The 16228-nt window shown below is 35.7% G+C and carries 14 protein-coding genes and 6 tRNA genes; 7 read left to right on the top strand and 13 right to left on the bottom strand.

The window, feature by feature from the left end:
- Nucleotides 1-32: 32 nt before the first annotated feature.
- The gene (locus ACONDI_RS05685; protein ID WP_241080506.1) at nucleotides 33-1460 is read right to left on the bottom strand and encodes a pyruvate carboxylase subunit B; all 1428 of its coding nucleotides are present in this window, start codon (nucleotides 1458-1460) and stop codon (nucleotides 33-35) included.
- A 250-nt stretch (nucleotides 1461-1710) separates the two neighbouring features.
- Entirely contained in the window at nucleotides 1711-3237 is a 1527-nt protein-coding gene (locus ACONDI_RS05690; RefSeq protein ID WP_241080507.1) for a mechanosensitive ion channel, read from the bottom strand.
- Nucleotides 3238-3558: 321 nt separating this feature from the next.
- Here ACONDI_RS05690 and ACONDI_RS05695 point away from each other — a divergent pair.
- Nucleotides 3559-3634: transfer RNA gene (locus ACONDI_RS05695), tRNA-Trp, on the top strand.
- 65 nt (nucleotides 3635-3699) lie between these two features.
- Here ACONDI_RS05695 and deoC read toward each other — a convergent pair.
- The 6 genes from deoC to ACONDI_RS05725 form a co-directional block, all read right to left on the bottom strand.
- The gene (gene deoC / locus ACONDI_RS05700) at nucleotides 3700-4362 is read right to left on the bottom strand and encodes a deoxyribose-phosphate aldolase (protein WP_241080508.1); all 663 of its coding nucleotides are present in this window, start codon (nucleotides 4360-4362) and stop codon (nucleotides 3700-3702) included.
- Between the two features lie 16 nt (nucleotides 4363-4378).
- Nucleotides 4379-5155, bottom strand: a complete 777-nt coding sequence (gene surE / locus ACONDI_RS05705) for a 5'/3'-nucleotidase SurE (RefSeq protein WP_241080509.1) — start codon at nucleotides 5153-5155, stop codon at nucleotides 4379-4381.
- Nucleotides 5156-5197: 42 nt separating this feature from the next.
- Nucleotides 5198-5851, bottom strand: a complete 654-nt coding sequence (locus ACONDI_RS05710) for a class II aldolase/adducin family protein (protein ID WP_241080510.1) — start codon at nucleotides 5849-5851, stop codon at nucleotides 5198-5200.
- A 40-nt stretch (nucleotides 5852-5891) separates the two neighbouring features.
- Nucleotides 5892-6947 carry an S-methyl-5-thioribose-1-phosphate isomerase gene (gene mtnA, locus ACONDI_RS05715; RefSeq protein WP_241080511.1) on the bottom strand — a complete coding sequence of 352 codons (1056 nt, stop codon included), beginning with the start codon at nucleotides 6945-6947 and terminating at the stop codon, nucleotides 5892-5894.
- A gap of 109 nt (nucleotides 6948-7056) precedes the next feature.
- A complete protein-coding gene (locus tag ACONDI_RS05720; protein ID WP_241080512.1) occupies nucleotides 7057-7950 on the bottom strand; it encodes a ComEC/Rec2 family competence protein in 894 nt (297 codons plus the stop codon).
- A gap of 1 nt (nucleotide 7951) precedes the next feature.
- Nucleotides 7952-9109: a tetratricopeptide repeat protein gene (locus ACONDI_RS05725; RefSeq protein WP_241080513.1), complete on the bottom strand. Its 1158-nt coding sequence runs from the start codon at nucleotides 9107-9109 to the stop codon at nucleotides 7952-7954.
- A gap of 122 nt (nucleotides 9110-9231) precedes the next feature.
- Here ACONDI_RS05725 and ACONDI_RS05730 point away from each other — a divergent pair, with 122 nt between their 5' ends.
- The 6 genes from ACONDI_RS05730 (at nucleotide 9232) to ACONDI_RS05755 (ending at nucleotide 10006) form a co-directional block, all read left to right on the top strand.
- Complete coding sequence (locus tag ACONDI_RS05730) at nucleotides 9232-9399, top strand: hypothetical protein (RefSeq protein WP_241080514.1); 168 nt, start codon at nucleotides 9232-9234, stop codon at nucleotides 9397-9399.
- 120 nt (nucleotides 9400-9519) lie between these two features.
- Nucleotides 9520-9596 (top strand) — tRNA-Asp (locus ACONDI_RS05735).
- A 23-nt stretch (nucleotides 9597-9619) separates the two neighbouring features.
- Nucleotides 9620-9695, top strand: a tRNA-Thr gene (locus ACONDI_RS05740).
- A 26-nt stretch (nucleotides 9696-9721) separates the two neighbouring features.
- Nucleotides 9722-9809: transfer RNA gene (locus ACONDI_RS05745), tRNA-Tyr, on the top strand.
- Between the two features lie 40 nt (nucleotides 9810-9849).
- Nucleotides 9850-9924, top strand: a tRNA-Gln gene (locus ACONDI_RS05750).
- A 6-nt stretch (nucleotides 9925-9930) separates the two neighbouring features.
- Nucleotides 9931-10006 (top strand) — tRNA-Lys (locus ACONDI_RS05755).
- Between the two features lie 153 nt (nucleotides 10007-10159).
- Here ACONDI_RS05755 and ACONDI_RS05760 read toward each other — a convergent pair.
- From ACONDI_RS05760 to ACONDI_RS05780, 5 genes are all read right to left on the bottom strand, one after another.
- A complete protein-coding gene (locus ACONDI_RS05760; protein ID WP_241080515.1) occupies nucleotides 10160-10942 on the bottom strand; it encodes a CheR family methyltransferase in 783 nt (260 codons plus the stop codon).
- A 28-nt stretch (nucleotides 10943-10970) separates the two neighbouring features.
- Nucleotides 10971-11423, bottom strand: coding sequence for a nucleoside-diphosphate kinase (gene ndk / locus ACONDI_RS05765; protein WP_241080516.1), 453 nt, complete (start codon nucleotides 11421-11423; stop codon nucleotides 10971-10973).
- A 144-nt stretch (nucleotides 11424-11567) separates the two neighbouring features.
- Entirely contained in the window at nucleotides 11568-13484 is a 1917-nt protein-coding gene (gene cooS / locus ACONDI_RS05770; RefSeq protein ID WP_241080517.1) for an anaerobic carbon-monoxide dehydrogenase catalytic subunit, read from the bottom strand.
- A gap of 52 nt (nucleotides 13485-13536) precedes the next feature.
- Complete coding sequence (locus ACONDI_RS05775; RefSeq protein ID WP_241080518.1) at nucleotides 13537-14376, bottom strand: 2Fe-2S iron-sulfur cluster-binding protein; 840 nt, start codon at nucleotides 14374-14376, stop codon at nucleotides 13537-13539.
- 54 nt (nucleotides 14377-14430) lie between these two features.
- The gene (locus ACONDI_RS05780; protein WP_241080519.1) at nucleotides 14431-16221 is read right to left on the bottom strand and encodes an NADH-ubiquinone oxidoreductase-F iron-sulfur binding region domain-containing protein; all 1791 of its coding nucleotides are present in this window, start codon (nucleotides 16219-16221) and stop codon (nucleotides 14431-14433) included.
- Between the last annotated feature and the right edge of the window lie 7 nt (nucleotides 16222-16228).

Genomic DNA, 16228 nt, shown 5'->3' on the forward strand with positions numbered 1-16228 from the left:
AAACAATTATTTTCTGGATTTGGCTCTTTTTCTTATTCATTTCCTTTAGATGTTAACTCCTGATATATTTCGTCTTGTGCTTTTTCCAATTCACCGTTTTGTTTTAGTGTAAGTACATCTTTAGTACTTTGAGGGAACAGTGCGTAAGAGATAATATCTTCTTCTGTAATTTCTAAGTTATTACTGTCATTGAAAATTTCTTTTAGCTCTGCTTCGGCTTTTTCAAACTCATTACCTTCTATATAATCTGCTGGTCTTCCCTCTATTTTATCGTTAGGATCGTCTAATACCATTCTTTCTAACTTCGCATCAATTGAAGTTGGAGGTTTTCCATATTCACCTCTAACGTAGGCTTTTACTTCTCTTGGAATCATTTGATATCTTTGCTCGCATAATACATTTATTACTGCTTGTGCTCCAACTATTTGACTTGTTGGTGTAACAAGGGGTGGATAACCCAGTTCTTCTCTTACTTTTGGTATTTCTGCAAGTACCTCTGATAGTTTATCTTCGGCTTTAGACTGCTGAAGCTGTGTTATTAGATTGGAAATCATTCCTCCTGGAACCTGATGTTCAAAGATTTGCATATCACGAATCCTAGTAACACCTCTATCCATACCTCTTTCTTTACGTCTTTCCTCAAAGTAAGTTGCTATGTCGAATATATTACTAAAGTCTAATCCTGTATCATACGGTGTATTCCAGAATATTTTTACTAGTGTTTCTACTGGTGGCTGAGATGCTCCAAAAGCTAGAGGCAATGAAGCGGTATTTATAATATCTGCCCCTGCTTCAACACCTTTTATATATGTTGATATTGCTAAACCTCCGATATAATGGCAGTGTAATTCTACCGGTAGATCAACTTTGCTCTTTATTTTGCTTACTAGTTCTGATGCTGTAAATGGGCCAAGTAATCCAGCCATATCTTTGATACATATAGAATTAACACCCATTTCAGCGTATCTAATACCTATATTAACTAAATCATCTATGTCATGTACTGGACTTTTTGTAAAAACTATTGCCCCTTGTGCGTGTTTTCCTTCGTTTTTTACACATTCTATTGCTTTTTCCACATTTCTTAAATCATTTAAAGCATCAAAGACTCTAAATTTATCAATACCGTTAACTGCTGCCTTGTGAATGAATCTTTCTACCATTTCATCACTATAATGTTTATAGCCTACTAAGTTCTGCCCCCTTACAAGCATCTGAAGAGGTGTTTTCTTAAAAAGTTTTTTTAAGGTCCTTAATCTTTCCCAGGGGTCCTCTCTTAGGTATCTAAGACATGTGTCAAAAGTAGCTCCTCCCCAAACTTCAAGAGCATGATAGCCAATGTCATCAATTTCTTCGGCTATGGGTTCAATGTCTTTAATACTCATTCTTGTTGCCCATAAACTCTGGTGACCATCTCTCATAGTAGTATCTGTAATTAAAACTTTTCTTTTATCAACCATGTGTAATCTTAGTACCTCCTCTCCTATTAAAGTTTGTAGAATTTTATTTTTAGAATATGGTATTATAGATGGAACTTTTTTGATACTCTATATATCATTAAATATTATTATACCACAAGTGTCAACACTAATAATACTAATAATAAGAATTGATAACAATATTAATAAATAAAATAGGAGCTGCTCAAAAGTTTTGATAACTTTTAGAACAGCCCCTGATTTTAAAGATCTAAATCAAATATGGATTTTATTAACCCTGATTTTGATCTTTGTCTTGTTTAAATTTCTGTACTATCTCATCAAGCTCTCTGGCAGCTATGTCTTTGCCTCCAATTCCGAAGGCAATTATTGCAGTGATTGCTATTGCTCCAAGTGTAAGACCAAAAGCTAATACAATTATTTCATTAGCAAGCCCCATTCTCTGCAGTGCCATAGAGCCACCTAAAACTAAAATTGAATATTTTGCTAAACTTGCTAGAAAGCCTTTGTGTGGAGTCTGTGTTACTTTTACAGTATCATAAGCAAGATTTCCAAGGTACAACGCTATTCCGAAGATTATAATCCCGATAATTATTTGTGAGATGAAAACTAACAGCTGACTAACCAAACTGGCAAATAAAGCAAAGCCTAAAAGCTCGGCTGCTTCAATACTGGCAAACAGCATAATTATTACAAAAGCAATATAGCTAACTGCTTCAGAAGGTGTCCAGCTGCCCTCACCAGGTTCTTTTCCTATGCCAAGTTTTGCAAGTATATTATTGAATCCTGCGGCGTTTAGTAAGTTTGTTATTAGTCCTTTTACTACTAGACCTACCGCATACGCTATTCCTACAACTAGAACGGCTGCAAAAATGGCCGGTAATGCTTCAAGTATTAAGTTTAGCATATTGCTTGCCGGTGCTGTGATAGCTTCTAAAGCTAGAGCATTAAGGGCTGATATGATGGCTACAATATATACTAGAGCATAAACTATAATTCCAACCAGGGTTGATATACTTTGGTTACCTATTGCTTTGTCAATACCAATATTTTCACTAGCTTTATCTACTCCTACAGTAGTTAGTAAACCTTCAACTAATTGTCTTAAAATTTTGGCTACAAACCAACCAACAATAAGAATTAAACCTGCTGCTAGAATATTAGGTACAAAATCTAATGCTTTTGTAGTCATTTGCTGTACTGGCTGCAAAATACCTTCCAATTGTAATGCTGTTAAAATTGCTGGAATGAATAACAAAATGACTATCCAGTAAGTCACCTTACTAATTAATTGACTTAACGAGAACTTTTGGCCTTCTTCTACTTTTTCTCCAAAACGATCATCTACATTTGCTTTTACAAGGACTTTTAGAACTACTAATTTAAAGATTGTTGCTAAAATCCATGCTAAGAATAATAATGCAAGACCGCCAACAAGTAGTGGAAGATAATTAAATACTTGTGAAAGCAGATTTGTAAAAGGTTCTGCAACAACTGTTAACTCTAACTGCTGGAAAAATGCAATGAGAACAAAAAACATTACAATATAAAATGCAACCTTTGATATCCACCTATCCAAATTTAAAGCTTGTAGTTTTTCCTTGTGTTCTTCTTCATCTTCTGTTCCAGTTGCTGATAGATTGACTAAAAAATCTCTTAGTTTAGTTTTTCTGATTGCACCCCCAACTCCTGAAGATACAATTAATGCTACAATCCAACCGATTACAAGTATGGCTACTGCTATTGCAATGTTAACTACACTAACTGTAATGAGTTCCCCGAGATGATAATCAAACATAAATAATTCCCTCCTTTCAAAGATGAGAAAACACAGGCTGTAATTTTTCCTGTGTTTAAATGGTTAGTAATACCTCTACTACTACATTATTCAACATAAACCAAAAAAAACCTTTGAAGATGCAGTTTTTTTTTGGTGTAGTGAAATTAATTGAGTTAGACTAAACTTTATTTTTTTTAAAATAATAATATTTGCGAAGCCTTGAGGAATTATAAAGATAACAGAATGTAATTTGTGAAATCTAAAACTGTTTAAAAGAAGAGTTATAAGATGAGCTGTTGACAACAAACCTTATAAAATATATAATGTTATTTGCAGCGTAGGGGAGTAACTCAACTGGCAGAGTGCTGGACTCCAAATCCAGTGGTTGCGGGTTCAAATCCTGTCTCCCCTGCCATTTACTTACGAAAACAGTATCCGGTTTTAATAAAAAAACACACTCCCGATTAGTGGGAGTGCTTTTTAATGCCTGTTTTTAATTATTTCAACACTTTTACTCGCGCCTATTCTACTAGCTCCGGCTTTTATAAGTTCTAGAGCTTGTTCATAGGTTCTAATCTTCCCCGAGGCTTTAACCTTCATTTTGTTGCCGCCAATTCTATGAAGTAGTGATATATCATCTACTGTTGCCTGACCTGGACCAAAGCCAGTACATGTTTTTATATAATCTGCTCCTGCTTTAAGACAGCTTTCTGCTGTTTTTTCTTTCTCTTCATCTGTTAGGTATCCAGTTTCAATAATTACTTTTAATAAACCATTATGAGAAGAAACTGTGTTATATATTTCTTCAATTTCGTGCTTTATTTTGTCCCACTTATGATCTTTGATCTGCCCAATATTAGCAACCACATCTATTTCATGTGCACCATCTTCTAAAGCTTGTCTTGTCTCTTCTAGTTTTATCTTAGTTTTGCTTGAACCGAGTGGGAATCCTATTACCGATATGGTTTTGACACTTGTGTTTTCTAGCTGTTTTGCTGTCTCTTCAACATAAAAGGGGTTTATACAAACCCCTTTAAAACCATGTTCTATAGCTTCATTACATACATTTTTTATGTCTTCAATTTTACTATCAGGGCTTAATATTGTGTGATCAATATATTTAACCAGTTCTTTATTATCCAAAATTTCCCCTCCAGTTTTAAAAAATTTCTCCTCTTAATTTTTCTAAAAGGTCATAATTGGTTATATCATATTTGATCGGTGTAACAGAAACTTTATTTTCTGAAACACAGGTAACATCGGCATTTTTTTCACTAGTATCATCAACGATGTCTCCTGCCATCCAGTAATATTCCCTGCCCCTTGGATCTATCCTCTTTTCAAAAGCATCTTCATACCTTCTAACCCCCAGGTGAGTGATTTCCATGCCGTTTATTTTTTCTTCGGGCAGGTTAGGAACATTAATATTTAATAGTATTTTTTTCAAAGTTTCATTAGATAGTGAGCCATCATGTAGCTTTTTGGCAATGTAAACAGCATAATCAGTTGCCAGAGTATAATCCTTTACATCAAAATCTACCACTGAGACTGCTAAAGACGGATAACCTAGGATCAACCCTTCCATTGCTCCAGAGACTGTACCTGAATACAAAACATCGGTACCTAGATTTGCACCTCTGTTAACACCCGAAATTACTAGGTCTGGCTCTTCGCCGTTAATTAATGCCTGCAGACCTAACTTGACACAGTCTGAAGGTGTTCCATTTATTGAATAAACCTTTCCCTTGATATCTCCTTCAAGCTCACTTACTCTTCTTGCTCTTAAAGGCTTATGCATAGTTATGGCATGTCCTGTTGCGCTTTTTTCTCGTTCAGGTGCTACAACTATTACTTCTGCTTCTTTGCTAAATCTTCTGGCCAAAGCCAAAATGCCCGGTGCTTGTACGCCATCATCATTAGTGATAAGTACTTTCATATAATTATGCTCCTTTCTATTTTTTATAAATTGACTGATTGGTTATTTGGTTGTCTGACCATAATTATTATACATTTCTTTTAATTTTTTTATCTCAGCCTCAGGTAAAGGATTGGGTTTGCCGATCATGTTACTAAATATATAAGTTTTCGCACATCTTTCAACTAAAACACTTGCTTTTAAAGCTTCACTCAAGGAACTGCCTACGGTAACTACACCGTGATTTGGCAGTAGGACTGCATTAGAATTGCCCATAGCTTTTACTGTGTTTAGTGCAAGTTCTTTGGTTCCTGGAAGAGCATAATCAGCTATTTTTACTGCTCCTTTTACTACTTGGACCATATCTTCGACTATTGCAGGAATCTCCTGATATGCTACCGCAAAAGCTGTCGCGTAAGTACTATGAGTATGAATCACGGCTTCTATATCATCCCTTGATTTATAGAGTTCTTGATGAAGTTGGTATTCAACAGATGGTTTTCTGTTTCCCCGGGTAATATTTCCTTCTAGGTCCAACAAGACAAGGTCTTTTGTAGTAGTTGTTAAATAGTCCATTCCGCTTGGAGTGATAATAAACCCATTTTCTAATTTACTGCTGATATTTCCCCAGGTTGAGTAAACTAGCTCCTGGTTAACCATCTCTTTACATGTATATATAATTTCTTCTTTGATTTTAGGATACTTAGATGATGTCACTTCTCTCTTCCCCTCTATTCTTAATTTCTTTTCCGATAATCTATTTAAAAAATTTCTCGATGTTTTCTTTATCGGGTTTCTTTATGACACCTTTCTCGGTGATAATGCCCCAGACGAATTTATTTGGTGTAATATCAAAAGATGGGTTAAAAACTTCTACGTTTTCTGGAGCTATACTCAAATCATTTATCTTGGTTACTTCATCATCATCCCTGGTTTCTATTGGTATTTCTGAACCATTATTTAATGTAAGATCAAAAGTTGATATAGGCGCTGCGACATAAAATGGTATATTATGGTGATGTGCTAATAAGGCAAGGGTATAAGTTCCTATTTTGTTTGCCACATCTCCATTTTTGGCAATTCTATCAGCACCTACTATTACAGTATCTATCATATTTTTTTTCATGCAGTAGCCGACCATATTGTCGGTTATTAAAGTAGTTGGGATTTTTTCTTTTAGTAGCTCCCATGCTGTTAATCGCGCCCCCTGTAAATACGGACGAGTTTCCGTTGCTATTATAGAGAGATTTTTACCTTCTTCCACAGCACTTCTGATAACTCCTAGAGCGGTACCATAATCAACAGTAGCGAGGGCTCCGGCATTACAGTGAGTTAGAACGGTAGAGTTGTCATCAATTAGACTTTGGCCGTTTTTGCCAATAGCTTTATTTGTTTGTTTGTCTTCTTTAGCAATCTCTACAGCTTCTTTCTCAGCTTCTTCAACCAAAATCTCAAGGCTCATTAATTCTAACTTAGAAAGCTTATTTATAATTCGGTCTACTGCCCACTGCAAATTAACAGCTGTAGGCCTTGATTCTTTTAGCGTTTTTTCAATTTGTTTCATCTCATTTTTAATTTGATCTTTTTTAATTGGGTCTGTGGCATTGTTGGATTTTTTTGCTAGCTCTTGCAATCCAAGTACTACTCCAAATGCAGCTGCCGCACCTATCGCAGGGGCACCGCGAATAATCATTTTAGAAATAGCGTCTGCTACATCAGTATGGGTTTTACAATTAAAATAAATTTCTTCATGAGGCAATTTTCTTTGGTCAAGAAGTACCAGTTGATTACTATCCCATTTAAAGTGATTCATAAAAAAACTCCCCTATCCAATGGCTGATTTTCATAACATATTTCCACACATATTTCCACAATAACGTAAATTATTCCTTCAATTTATCAATTTTGAATGGTTTCTACTTTTATTGATCCCATTTTAACTTTTTGCCATCAGTATAAAAAACAATACTTCCCTGTTGGTCAACTCTTTCCCTGTGTATATTTTTATTTTTTAATTTTTTTATTACCTCTGGATCTGGTAGATTTCTTGGATTGTCACCAACAGTTACAACAGCAACGTCAGGATCTATAATCTCTAAGAATCTTGTTGAACTAGCTTTTTTACTTCCCATACGGCTTACTTTTAACATGTTTGCATTTTTTACCTTTTCCATGGTTTTGTCATTGTCGACTAATTGACGCTCAATTTTTTTGTTTATAGCTCCAGTATGTAAGAAGGATACATCCTTATATGATATTAACGTTACCAGAGAGTTATTTCGTAAGTCAATGGGTTGTAAGTGAGATATTTCTTTGGGAGACAAAAAGAATAGTTTTAAATTTTCATTTATGGTAAATTGCATAGATTTTTTCCCAGTGAAAAAGCTGTCAATTTTGGCTTTATAAGCTGCATTCAAATACTTATGGTTATAGCTTGTTGGAGCGGAACTACCTGTATCAATAATCTTTTTGACATCAAAGTTTTTAATTATTTTAGGTAAACCGCTTATGTATGGGTTAGTAGGGTTTGAGACTATAAGAAAATCTATAGTCTCAATATTTAGGTTTTGTAGGTAGGCTTTGAGCTGATTTTTTCCTCCTCCATCAATTAATATATTTTTGTCTTCTGAGGTTTTAATCAGTGTAGCTTCACCGTATCCCACATCAATAAAATGTATTTCCATAAGCTCACTTTTTCGTTCGAATCTTTCGATAATATTGTTGTTATTTGGAACAGCGTATGCTTCTTTTAGAGGAACTTGAAAGACAATTATTAAAGCAAAAAATAATAGTAAGGCGATTAACTTTAATTTCAATTTAATCACCTTTCTTTTTTTCTTTATTTAAATAAATTTTTGCTTTTTCGTATTCTTGATGAGCTAATTCGTTTTTTTGTAAAAGCTGATAAACTAATCCGATTTCGAAATGGATTTTTCCTTCTTTTGGATTAAGGGCGAGTGCTCTTTTGTAATGGTTCAAAGCTTCTTTTAATTTCCCCTGATAACTTAGTGCTTTACCAAGATTAAGATGTGTTTCCCAGTCGCCTGTTTTTAACTGCAGTGCCATTTTGAAGGTTGATTCACTTTTGTCAAATTCCCCTAAGTTAAAATAAGTGGCTCCCAGGTTAAAATAAGCATCAAATAGATTAGAGTTATACTCTGTGGCTCTAGAAAAATTTATAAGCGCTTTTTCAAATTCTTTTTGCTTGATATAAATATTGCCAATTAAATTGTATATAACTCCTTTTAGCTCATCTTCCTTAATTAGAGCCAGTACTAGCCTTAATTCTTTTAGGCCTTCTTCGTAATTTCCTTTCTCTGCATTAGCTATTCCAAGATAGAAGTGTCCGATAATCATGTTAGGATTAAGTTTGACAACTTTTTCAAATTCATTTCTTGCTTCATCATACATTAAAAGATCAAAGTATCCAAGTCCTCTTTCTAAAGTTTTAATTGTGGTTGAGTACTTAGTTTCATCTGTTGCTTGATTGATTATTTCGTTTGTATCTTCAATATCTTCGCTTAGCTTATCTTTATTACTTTCACTTTCATCGTTTTTACTGCCATCAACTCGTGACTCTTCTATTGATTTTTTATTATATTCTGAGTCTTTTTTTGAATTGATATCTTCTTTTGAGCTATTTGATTGTGCTTTAGAAAATATTTCATTTAATATATCCATATTATCCCCGTCTAGGTCTTTGCTTAAATATTCAGCCAACCCAGATGATTCTAGATAAGCTGAAATTAGTGACTCATCTAATTGATCTGGTATGTCTATCTTGAATTTTTCTTGTAATTCCCATAACTTTTCCTCAAATCCAAGCCAATAGCCTATGTATTCGTCAATATTTGATCTTAAGTCAATTAAGCGCTGTTTGATTTTATCTTTGTCACAGTTTTCTCCTTGAGTTTCTAATTTGTTTTCAATTTCCTTTAATTCTGTAAAAATTTTATCGAATTCCTCGCTAAACAAGGTATAACCTCCTTATTCATTAATTCTAATGAAATAGTTATATTGATTTTAATAAATTAATCTTTTATAATTAGTCTGTACAATATTGTGTTTTAAATGATGATTTTTTCGAGGTGAGTTGTTTGGAAAATAAGTATATTAAAGTGTTAATAGTTTTGGGAGCTATATGCGTAGTATTTTTATTTGGTCTTATATTTGGTTATGCTTATATAGCAAGAGAAGTAGGAGGAATTTTTCAAGTTGAGACCTGGCAGAATTTATTCTATCAGCTAAGAAACTTTTTTTCATGAAATTACTTCTTAGCACCAGAATCAGATATAAAATTTATAAAAAAATATTTTTTATCTATTGACTCATAATCTTTTTTAAGTTATACTATCTATTGCCTTAGGAAAAATAAAGGCTTGCGCGGGGCTGTAGTGAAGTGGCTTAACACGCCGGCCTGTCACGCCGGAGATCGCGGGTTCAAATCCCGTCAGCCCCGCCATTACATTATATTGCTAAATATGAGCTGACGTAGCTCAATCGGCAGAGCAGCTGACTTGTAATCAGCAGGCTTGGGGTTCAAGTCCCCACGTCAGCTCCATTAATTTATAATAGTAGATTTTTCGTGGAGAGGTACCCGAGTTCGGCCAAAGGGGGCAGACTGTAAATCTGCTGGCGTAAGCCTTCGAAGGTTCGAATCCTTCCCTCTCCACCAATTTATGTGCAAAAATTTAATTTCTATGTATTTTTTATTTTGGGGTGTAGCCAAGCGGTAAGGCACGGGGTTTTGGTCTCCGCATGCGCAGGTTCGAATCCTGCCACCCCAGCCAATATGTGAGCCATTAGCTCAGTTGGCAGAGCACCTGACTTTTAATCAGGGTGTCCCAGGTTCGAATCCTGGATGGCTCACCATATTATTTCAACACAGTAAAACAGTAAAGACGAAAATATTATATGAGAACAAAAAGGAAAAAAGTAAAAATAAAAGAAAAAGTAAGAAAACAGTGTTGAGCAATCAATGCCGATTGCCTTACACTGTTTTTTATTTTGACTTTATATAGCTATTTATTTTTGATAGAAAAAAGTAGCAATTGATTTAAACCCTAACTTTCTAGCATCAAATATTTGCTCGGTACTACCTACAAAAAGTATTCCACCTTTTTTTAAGGCATCATAAAACTTTTTATAAAGTTCTTTTTTTGCTTCTTCAGTAAAATATATCATTACATTTCGGCAGAGTATCAAGTCAAAGCTGTGATCAAATTTATCCTCTAGCATATTTTGTTTTTCGAAGGCAACACAATCTCTAATTTTCTTGTCAATTCTATAATTGTTGCCTTCTTTAGTAAAATATTTGTCTATATAATCTGGTTTGACACCTTTTACCCTATCCTGAGGATATAAACCTTCTTTAGCCTTTTTTAATGCCATTTCATCTATATCTGTTGCATAAACATTAATTTTATTAAAAGGCAAGAACTTCGACATAACCATAACAAGGGTATATGGCTCCTCCCCCGTAGAGCACCCAGCGCTCCAAACCTTTAGACTTTTGTCATTGCTATTTTCTAATAACTTTGGGAGCATTTCATTTTCTAGTACACTCCAGCGATCAGCATTTCTAAAAAATTCTGAGACATTAATCGTTAATCTATCAAGAAATTCTTGGTATAGCTGCTGATCCTTTCGTAGGGCTTCCCAATAGTCCTCATATTTATCAAAGCCTCGTTTTCTCATCAAGCTGTTGAGGCGTCTCTTCATTTGTTTTTCTTTATATTGGTTTAAGTCGATGCCTGTTTTATTGTACACTTGTTTTTTAAAGTTTTCGAAGGCAGCGTCTGTTGTCAAAAGCTCACACTTCCTCTCCCTTTAAATATTAATCTTGATATACCCAACTTTCTAGGGTTAAATTGTAATCAATAATCTCGTCCTGGGAAAAGAAGAGACCTATTTCTTTTTCGGCACTTTCAGGGCTGTCAGAACCATGGACTATATTTGCTCCTATGGTAAGTGCTAGATCCCCTCTGATAGTTCCTGGAGCTGCTTTTTTGGGGTCTGTTTCACCCATTATGTTTCTTGTCACTTCTATTGCATTTTCCCCTTCCCATACCATTGCGATTACTGGCCCGCTGGTTATGTAATCGATTAAACTTTGGAAGAAAGGCTTTCCTTCGTGTTCGCCGTAATGTGTTTTTGCTAGTGACTCGGAAATCTGCATTAGCTTTAAACCTTTTAGTTTAAGCCCCTTGTTTTCAAGACGGCTGATAACGTTTCCTGCTAGATTCCTTTGAACTCCATCTGGCTTGATCATTACAAATGTCTTTTCCATTGTTAAAGTCCTCCTTATTGTTCATAATTAGTTTCATACATAGATATAGTATAGAATATTTTACTACAACATTCAACAAATGCGTAAAATTTCTCTTCTATACCACGAAAACTAGATTTAATTTCATCTGTCTGATTTTTTGATTTATTCCAAATTTAACCCTCTTCTTCTTTCTTTTATCTCATCATAAAGCAATTGTGAAGCTTTAAGGGGATCAGGTTCAGCGATGAAATATCCACCAAACAATTCTTTGGATGTTTGCGTTAACAGTTTGACCACTTCTTTACTTCCAAGTATTGGGGGCACGACTTCTACATGTGTTGGAAGCCCACCAGTAACAGCCCAGGTTCCAATTGAAATAGCTTTTTCTGTGGTGGATTCAGGGGCGCTAGCTACTACTGGCAGTTGATTTAGGTCAACACCTAATTTGTTAGCTAAAGCGACTGCAATATCTACTGCCCTTGAATTATCAACACAAGAACCTACATGAAGAACAAGAGGTAATGGTCCTCCAAGTCCTGCAGCTTCACCTACTGCTGTAAGAACATTTTTTAGGCCCTCCCCTGCATACTCGTTGGTTGCTTCGGGAGTTAAAAGCCCATGTCTAGCAAAGGCACCGCCTCCACAACCGGTAGCTAAAACTAATATATTATTTTTGGCAAGTTCTTTGGCCATCGTGATGTAATTTTCGTCCTGTTTTATCTTGACATTATTACAACCTGCAAAAAGACAGACGCCCTGTATATTACCTTCGGCTATATTATCGATTAAAGGTTTTAATGGATCTTCACTATTTACTTTGCTAAGAGCATCAACAATAGCTTCTGTTGAGAACCCTGCATAAGCTGTTGTTTTATCATCCGGTATATTTGTTTTTTCGGGGTTTCTGTTTTTGTAAGCTTTAATTGATTCTTTAATGATATCTTTGGCACAGTCTTTTGCGTTTTCTTCATCTATTTCCATATGAGTTGCACCTTTTATTTTACTTGTTGGCATTGTGGTGATTATTTTTGTGTGGTAACAGTCAGCTATTTTTGTAAGTGATGGTAGGACACACTGATAATCTGTTACTACTGCTTCTAAGGCACCTGTAACAATTGCCATTTCCTGCGAAACTGAATGGGTGGCTGATGGAATGCCGTGGCGCATTAGTACTTCATTGCCAGTACAACAGATACCCACTATATTTATTCCTTCACTTGCCCCTACACTTTTAGCTTCATCTTCAAGTTCACTTGCAACCTGGACCATAATATCTGATAAGGCCGGGTTATGGCCGTGAACGGCAATATTGACTGCACTTTCTTTTAGGACTCCTAAGTTTGCCTCGGTTTTAACTGGTTTTGGGGTTCCAAATAATATATCTGAAATGTCTGTTGCCATGTGACAGCCAGCGTAGTCAGCAAGGGCACATTTAACCCCGCCCATTATTAAGTTACTTACCTCAGAATCATTACCATAATGAGTTCTGTGCATTATCTCGGATACTATACTATCTATTCCTTCTGGTACTACTCCTAATTCAGTTAGTTTTTTGGCCATGCCCTCAGTAACTGTAGTTGCAGCCCACAGGTTTGCTTCTTCTTTCTCGGAGAATTCACCAAGAGCGGCTCTACCTACTTCTATTGCTATTTCACTGTCTTCTTTGCCACCAGTTTCAATACCAAGTCTGCTGGCGACGTTTTTTAATTTTTCGCTATCTTTTATCGGGTAGTCTTTGTATTCTCCTTTACCGGATTTCAGCAGTATATGAGCTAGATGTTTCGCATGACCAGAATGAGAAGCAGTTCCTGCTGCAATTTGGCGAATAAGATTTCTTGCTACTATAGTATCAGCATCAGCACCGCATGTTCCCTCGGATAGATTTTCATCAAAGGGGTCAATTCTACACGGGCCTTGAAGACAGATTTTGCAGCATACCCCAAGAGAACCAAATCCACATTGGGGTGATTGCTCTTCATATCTATCCCAGATAGTTTGTATTTTCTCATTATCTGATTTTTCAAGCATTTTTTCTGTAGCCTTATCTTTGGTGTACCCGGAAAAATCTTTTCTACTCATTCTATCACCTCTCCCTTTTAAAATTCTTATTTACTTTGTATCTGCGTATCTGCTAAATTAATGTTTTTGAATCTTTAAAGTTTTTGATATTTAGTTTTCTTTTACATTTGGGGCAGTACCTGGCATATTCACTATCTTCATTTACTGACCCTAAATTCAACTCTGATTCACTTTTAGTTTTGTAATTAACCTCATTTATAGTTTGGTCTGTAAAAAAGTATAAGTTTTCACAGTTACCACATTTAATAACGTCAAACTCTGCCCCCCACGGATCAATGTATTTTCTGCTATCTTGTATCTTAGTTTTTGCCTGACCTGTCGGGCAGACAACACTGCAGGCTTCGCAGCCGATGCATTCTTTAGGGGGTTCTTCAAATGGAGGAGCTACCTTTCTATCGATTCCTCTATTTACAAAACTTATTGCTCCTTTGTTTAACACATCGTTACACGTTCTAACACAAAGCCCACACAGGATGCATAGATTTTCCTTGTTCCTTTTTTTATCCTTATCTTCGTCTGTTACAAATCTGTCTTCGCTTTCAACTCCATAAGTTTTAGCGAGTTCTTTTATTTTTTCGGAACTTGGAGTTTTTGCTAGTAAAAGTTTTATTATCATTTCTCTTATTTCTAAGACCTCAGAAGAATTGGTAAAAACCTCTAACCCGTCAGTTCTAATTGGATAAGTACATGATGTTATAATTTTTGTTTTTTCTTTTTCTTTAATTTCCACACTACAAAGCCTGCAAGCTCCATAGGAAGGTACTCCTTTGTGATAACATAGTGTTGGTATTTTAAAGTCGTTTTTATTTAAGATATCTAAGAGGTTATCGTCTTTAGCTGCTGATATTTTTTTGCCATCAACATAAATAGATAAAGTCGTTTTGTTTTGCATTTTTTCCTCCCTTCTTTCTTTATTACTGGTATAATAAATCTGATTAGCATCAAACTATTTTACCAATATTGCATCAAAAGGACAGACCTCATAACAGCTTCCGCATTTAGTGCATTTTTCTTGATCTAATGAATGAGGTTCTTTTTTGACGCCTGAGATAGCATCTACAGGACAGGATTTAATACATTTTTGACAACCTCTACACTCCTCTTCAATGATAGAATAACTAATTAAGTCTTTACAAACCCCAGCGGGGCAATGTTTGTCATATATATGGCTCAGATATTCATTTTTGAAATACTTTAAGGTTGTAATGACAGGATTGGGTGCTAGTCTACCCAAGTTACAGAGGGCACCTCTTTGCATGGTCTTTGATACTTCTTTAATTAAAACTAAATCCCCTTCCTTTCCTTCTCCCTGTGTGATTTTATTAAGGATTTCTACTAGCTGTCTGCCCCCTTCGCGACAAGGGATGCATTTTCCACAGGATTCTTCCTGTGTAAAGTTTAAAAAGTACTTTGATACATCTACCATGCAGGTACTTTCATCCATAACTATCATCCCACCAGAGCCCATCATTGAACCTATCTCAGTAAGCTTTTCATAATCCAGTGGTATATCAATTTTGTTCTCAGGAATACATCCCCCCGAGGGACCCCCTGTTTGGACGGCTTTTAATTTTTTGTCACCTTTTATTCCTCCGCCGATGTCAAACACCAAGCTCTGAAGGGATATCCCCATGGGAACTTCTACAAGCCCTGTATTATTTACTTTTCCTGTTAGGGAAAAAACCATAGTTCCTGTACTATCTTTGGTTCCAATATTAGTGAACCATTTTGCTCCCTGATTTATTATGAAAGGAACGCTTGCCCACGTTTTGACATTATTTAAAACAGTTGGTTTTCCCCAAAGGCCCTGCTCGGTATTTCTAACGTATTTATCCCTTGGTTCGCCTAACTTGCCTTCGATAGAGGCAACTAGTGCACTTGACTCACCACATACGAAAGCTCCTCCACCTCTAGTTATCTTTACGTCAAAGGAAAAACCGCTCCCAAGAATATTTTCGCCAATATAACCATATTCTCTAGCCTGCTTTAGGGCGTGGCTGAAATTATTTACAGCTAGTGGGTATTCGTGACGTACATAGATGTAGCCTTTAGAAGCTCCAACGGCGTATGCACCAATGATCATCCCTTCAAGTACCAGGTGAGGATTTCCTTCAATTAAGCTTCTATCCTGAAAACATCCTGGATCACCTTCATCTGCATTGCAGATAATATATTTGTCCTGTTCTTCGGTCAAAAAAGCAGCTTCCCATTTTTTGCCCGTAGGAAATCCACCCCCGCCTCTACCTCTGAGCTTAGAATCTTTTACTTCTTTAATGACGTCTTCCTGATTCATATTTTCAAAGACCTTTTTTAAAGCTTCATAACCGCCTGTTGCGATATAATCATTTATATCTCTGGGGTTAATATCACCGTTATAACCAAACAGAAGTCTTTGTTGACTTTGGTAAAAAGGAATATCTTCTTCTTTGACGATCTTTTTCCCTGTGGTAGGATCTTCGTATAATAGCTCCTCAATTATTTCATTTCTTTTTATGGATTTTTCGATTATTGTATCTGCATCTTCAGGTCTTACCTGACGGTAGAAAATATTATCAGGTTTGATAACCATTACAGGCCCCTGCTCACAAAAACCATGGCAGCCTGTGTTCTTGACAGTAATTTCTGTTTCTATATCTTTAATATTATTTAACTTTTTCTTTAGATTGCTAAAAAGAGTACCTGCTCCTGATGCATTACAACCAGTGCCACAACATATCGATATAACCTTTTTTTTCAATTATCTC

It is taken from the genome of Natranaerofaba carboxydovora, assembly GCF_022539405.1.
GTDB classification, from domain to species: Bacteria; Bacillota; Natranaerobiia; order Natranaerobiales; family Natranaerofabaceae; genus Natranaerofaba; species Natranaerofaba carboxydovora.

Bases quoted from the DNA above. Each gene is read 5' to 3' on its own strand.
- ACONDI_RS05685 (WP_241080506.1), bottom strand. From the start codon at position 1,460: ATGGTTGATAAAAGAAAAGTTTTAATTACAGATACTACTATGAGAGAT.
- ACONDI_RS05690 (WP_241080507.1), bottom strand. From the start codon at position 3,237: ATGTTTGATTATCATCTCGGGGAACTCATTACAGTTAGTGTAGTTAAC.
- surE (WP_241080509.1), bottom strand. From the start codon at position 5,155: ATGAAAGTACTTATCACTAATGATGATGGCGTACAAGCACCGGGCATT.
- mtnA (WP_241080511.1), bottom strand. From the start codon at position 6,947: ATGAATCACTTTAAATGGGATAGTAATCAACTGGTACTTCTTGACCAA.
- ndk (WP_241080516.1), bottom strand. From the start codon at position 11,423: ATGGAAAAGACATTTGTAATGATCAAGCCAGATGGAGTTCAAAGGAAT.
- cooS (WP_241080517.1), bottom strand. From the start codon at position 13,484: ATGAGTAGAAAAGATTTTTCCGGGTACACCAAAGATAAGGCTACAGAA.
- ACONDI_RS05775 (WP_241080518.1), bottom strand. From the start codon at position 14,376: ATGCAAAACAAAACGACTTTATCTATTTATGTTGATGGCAAAAAAATA.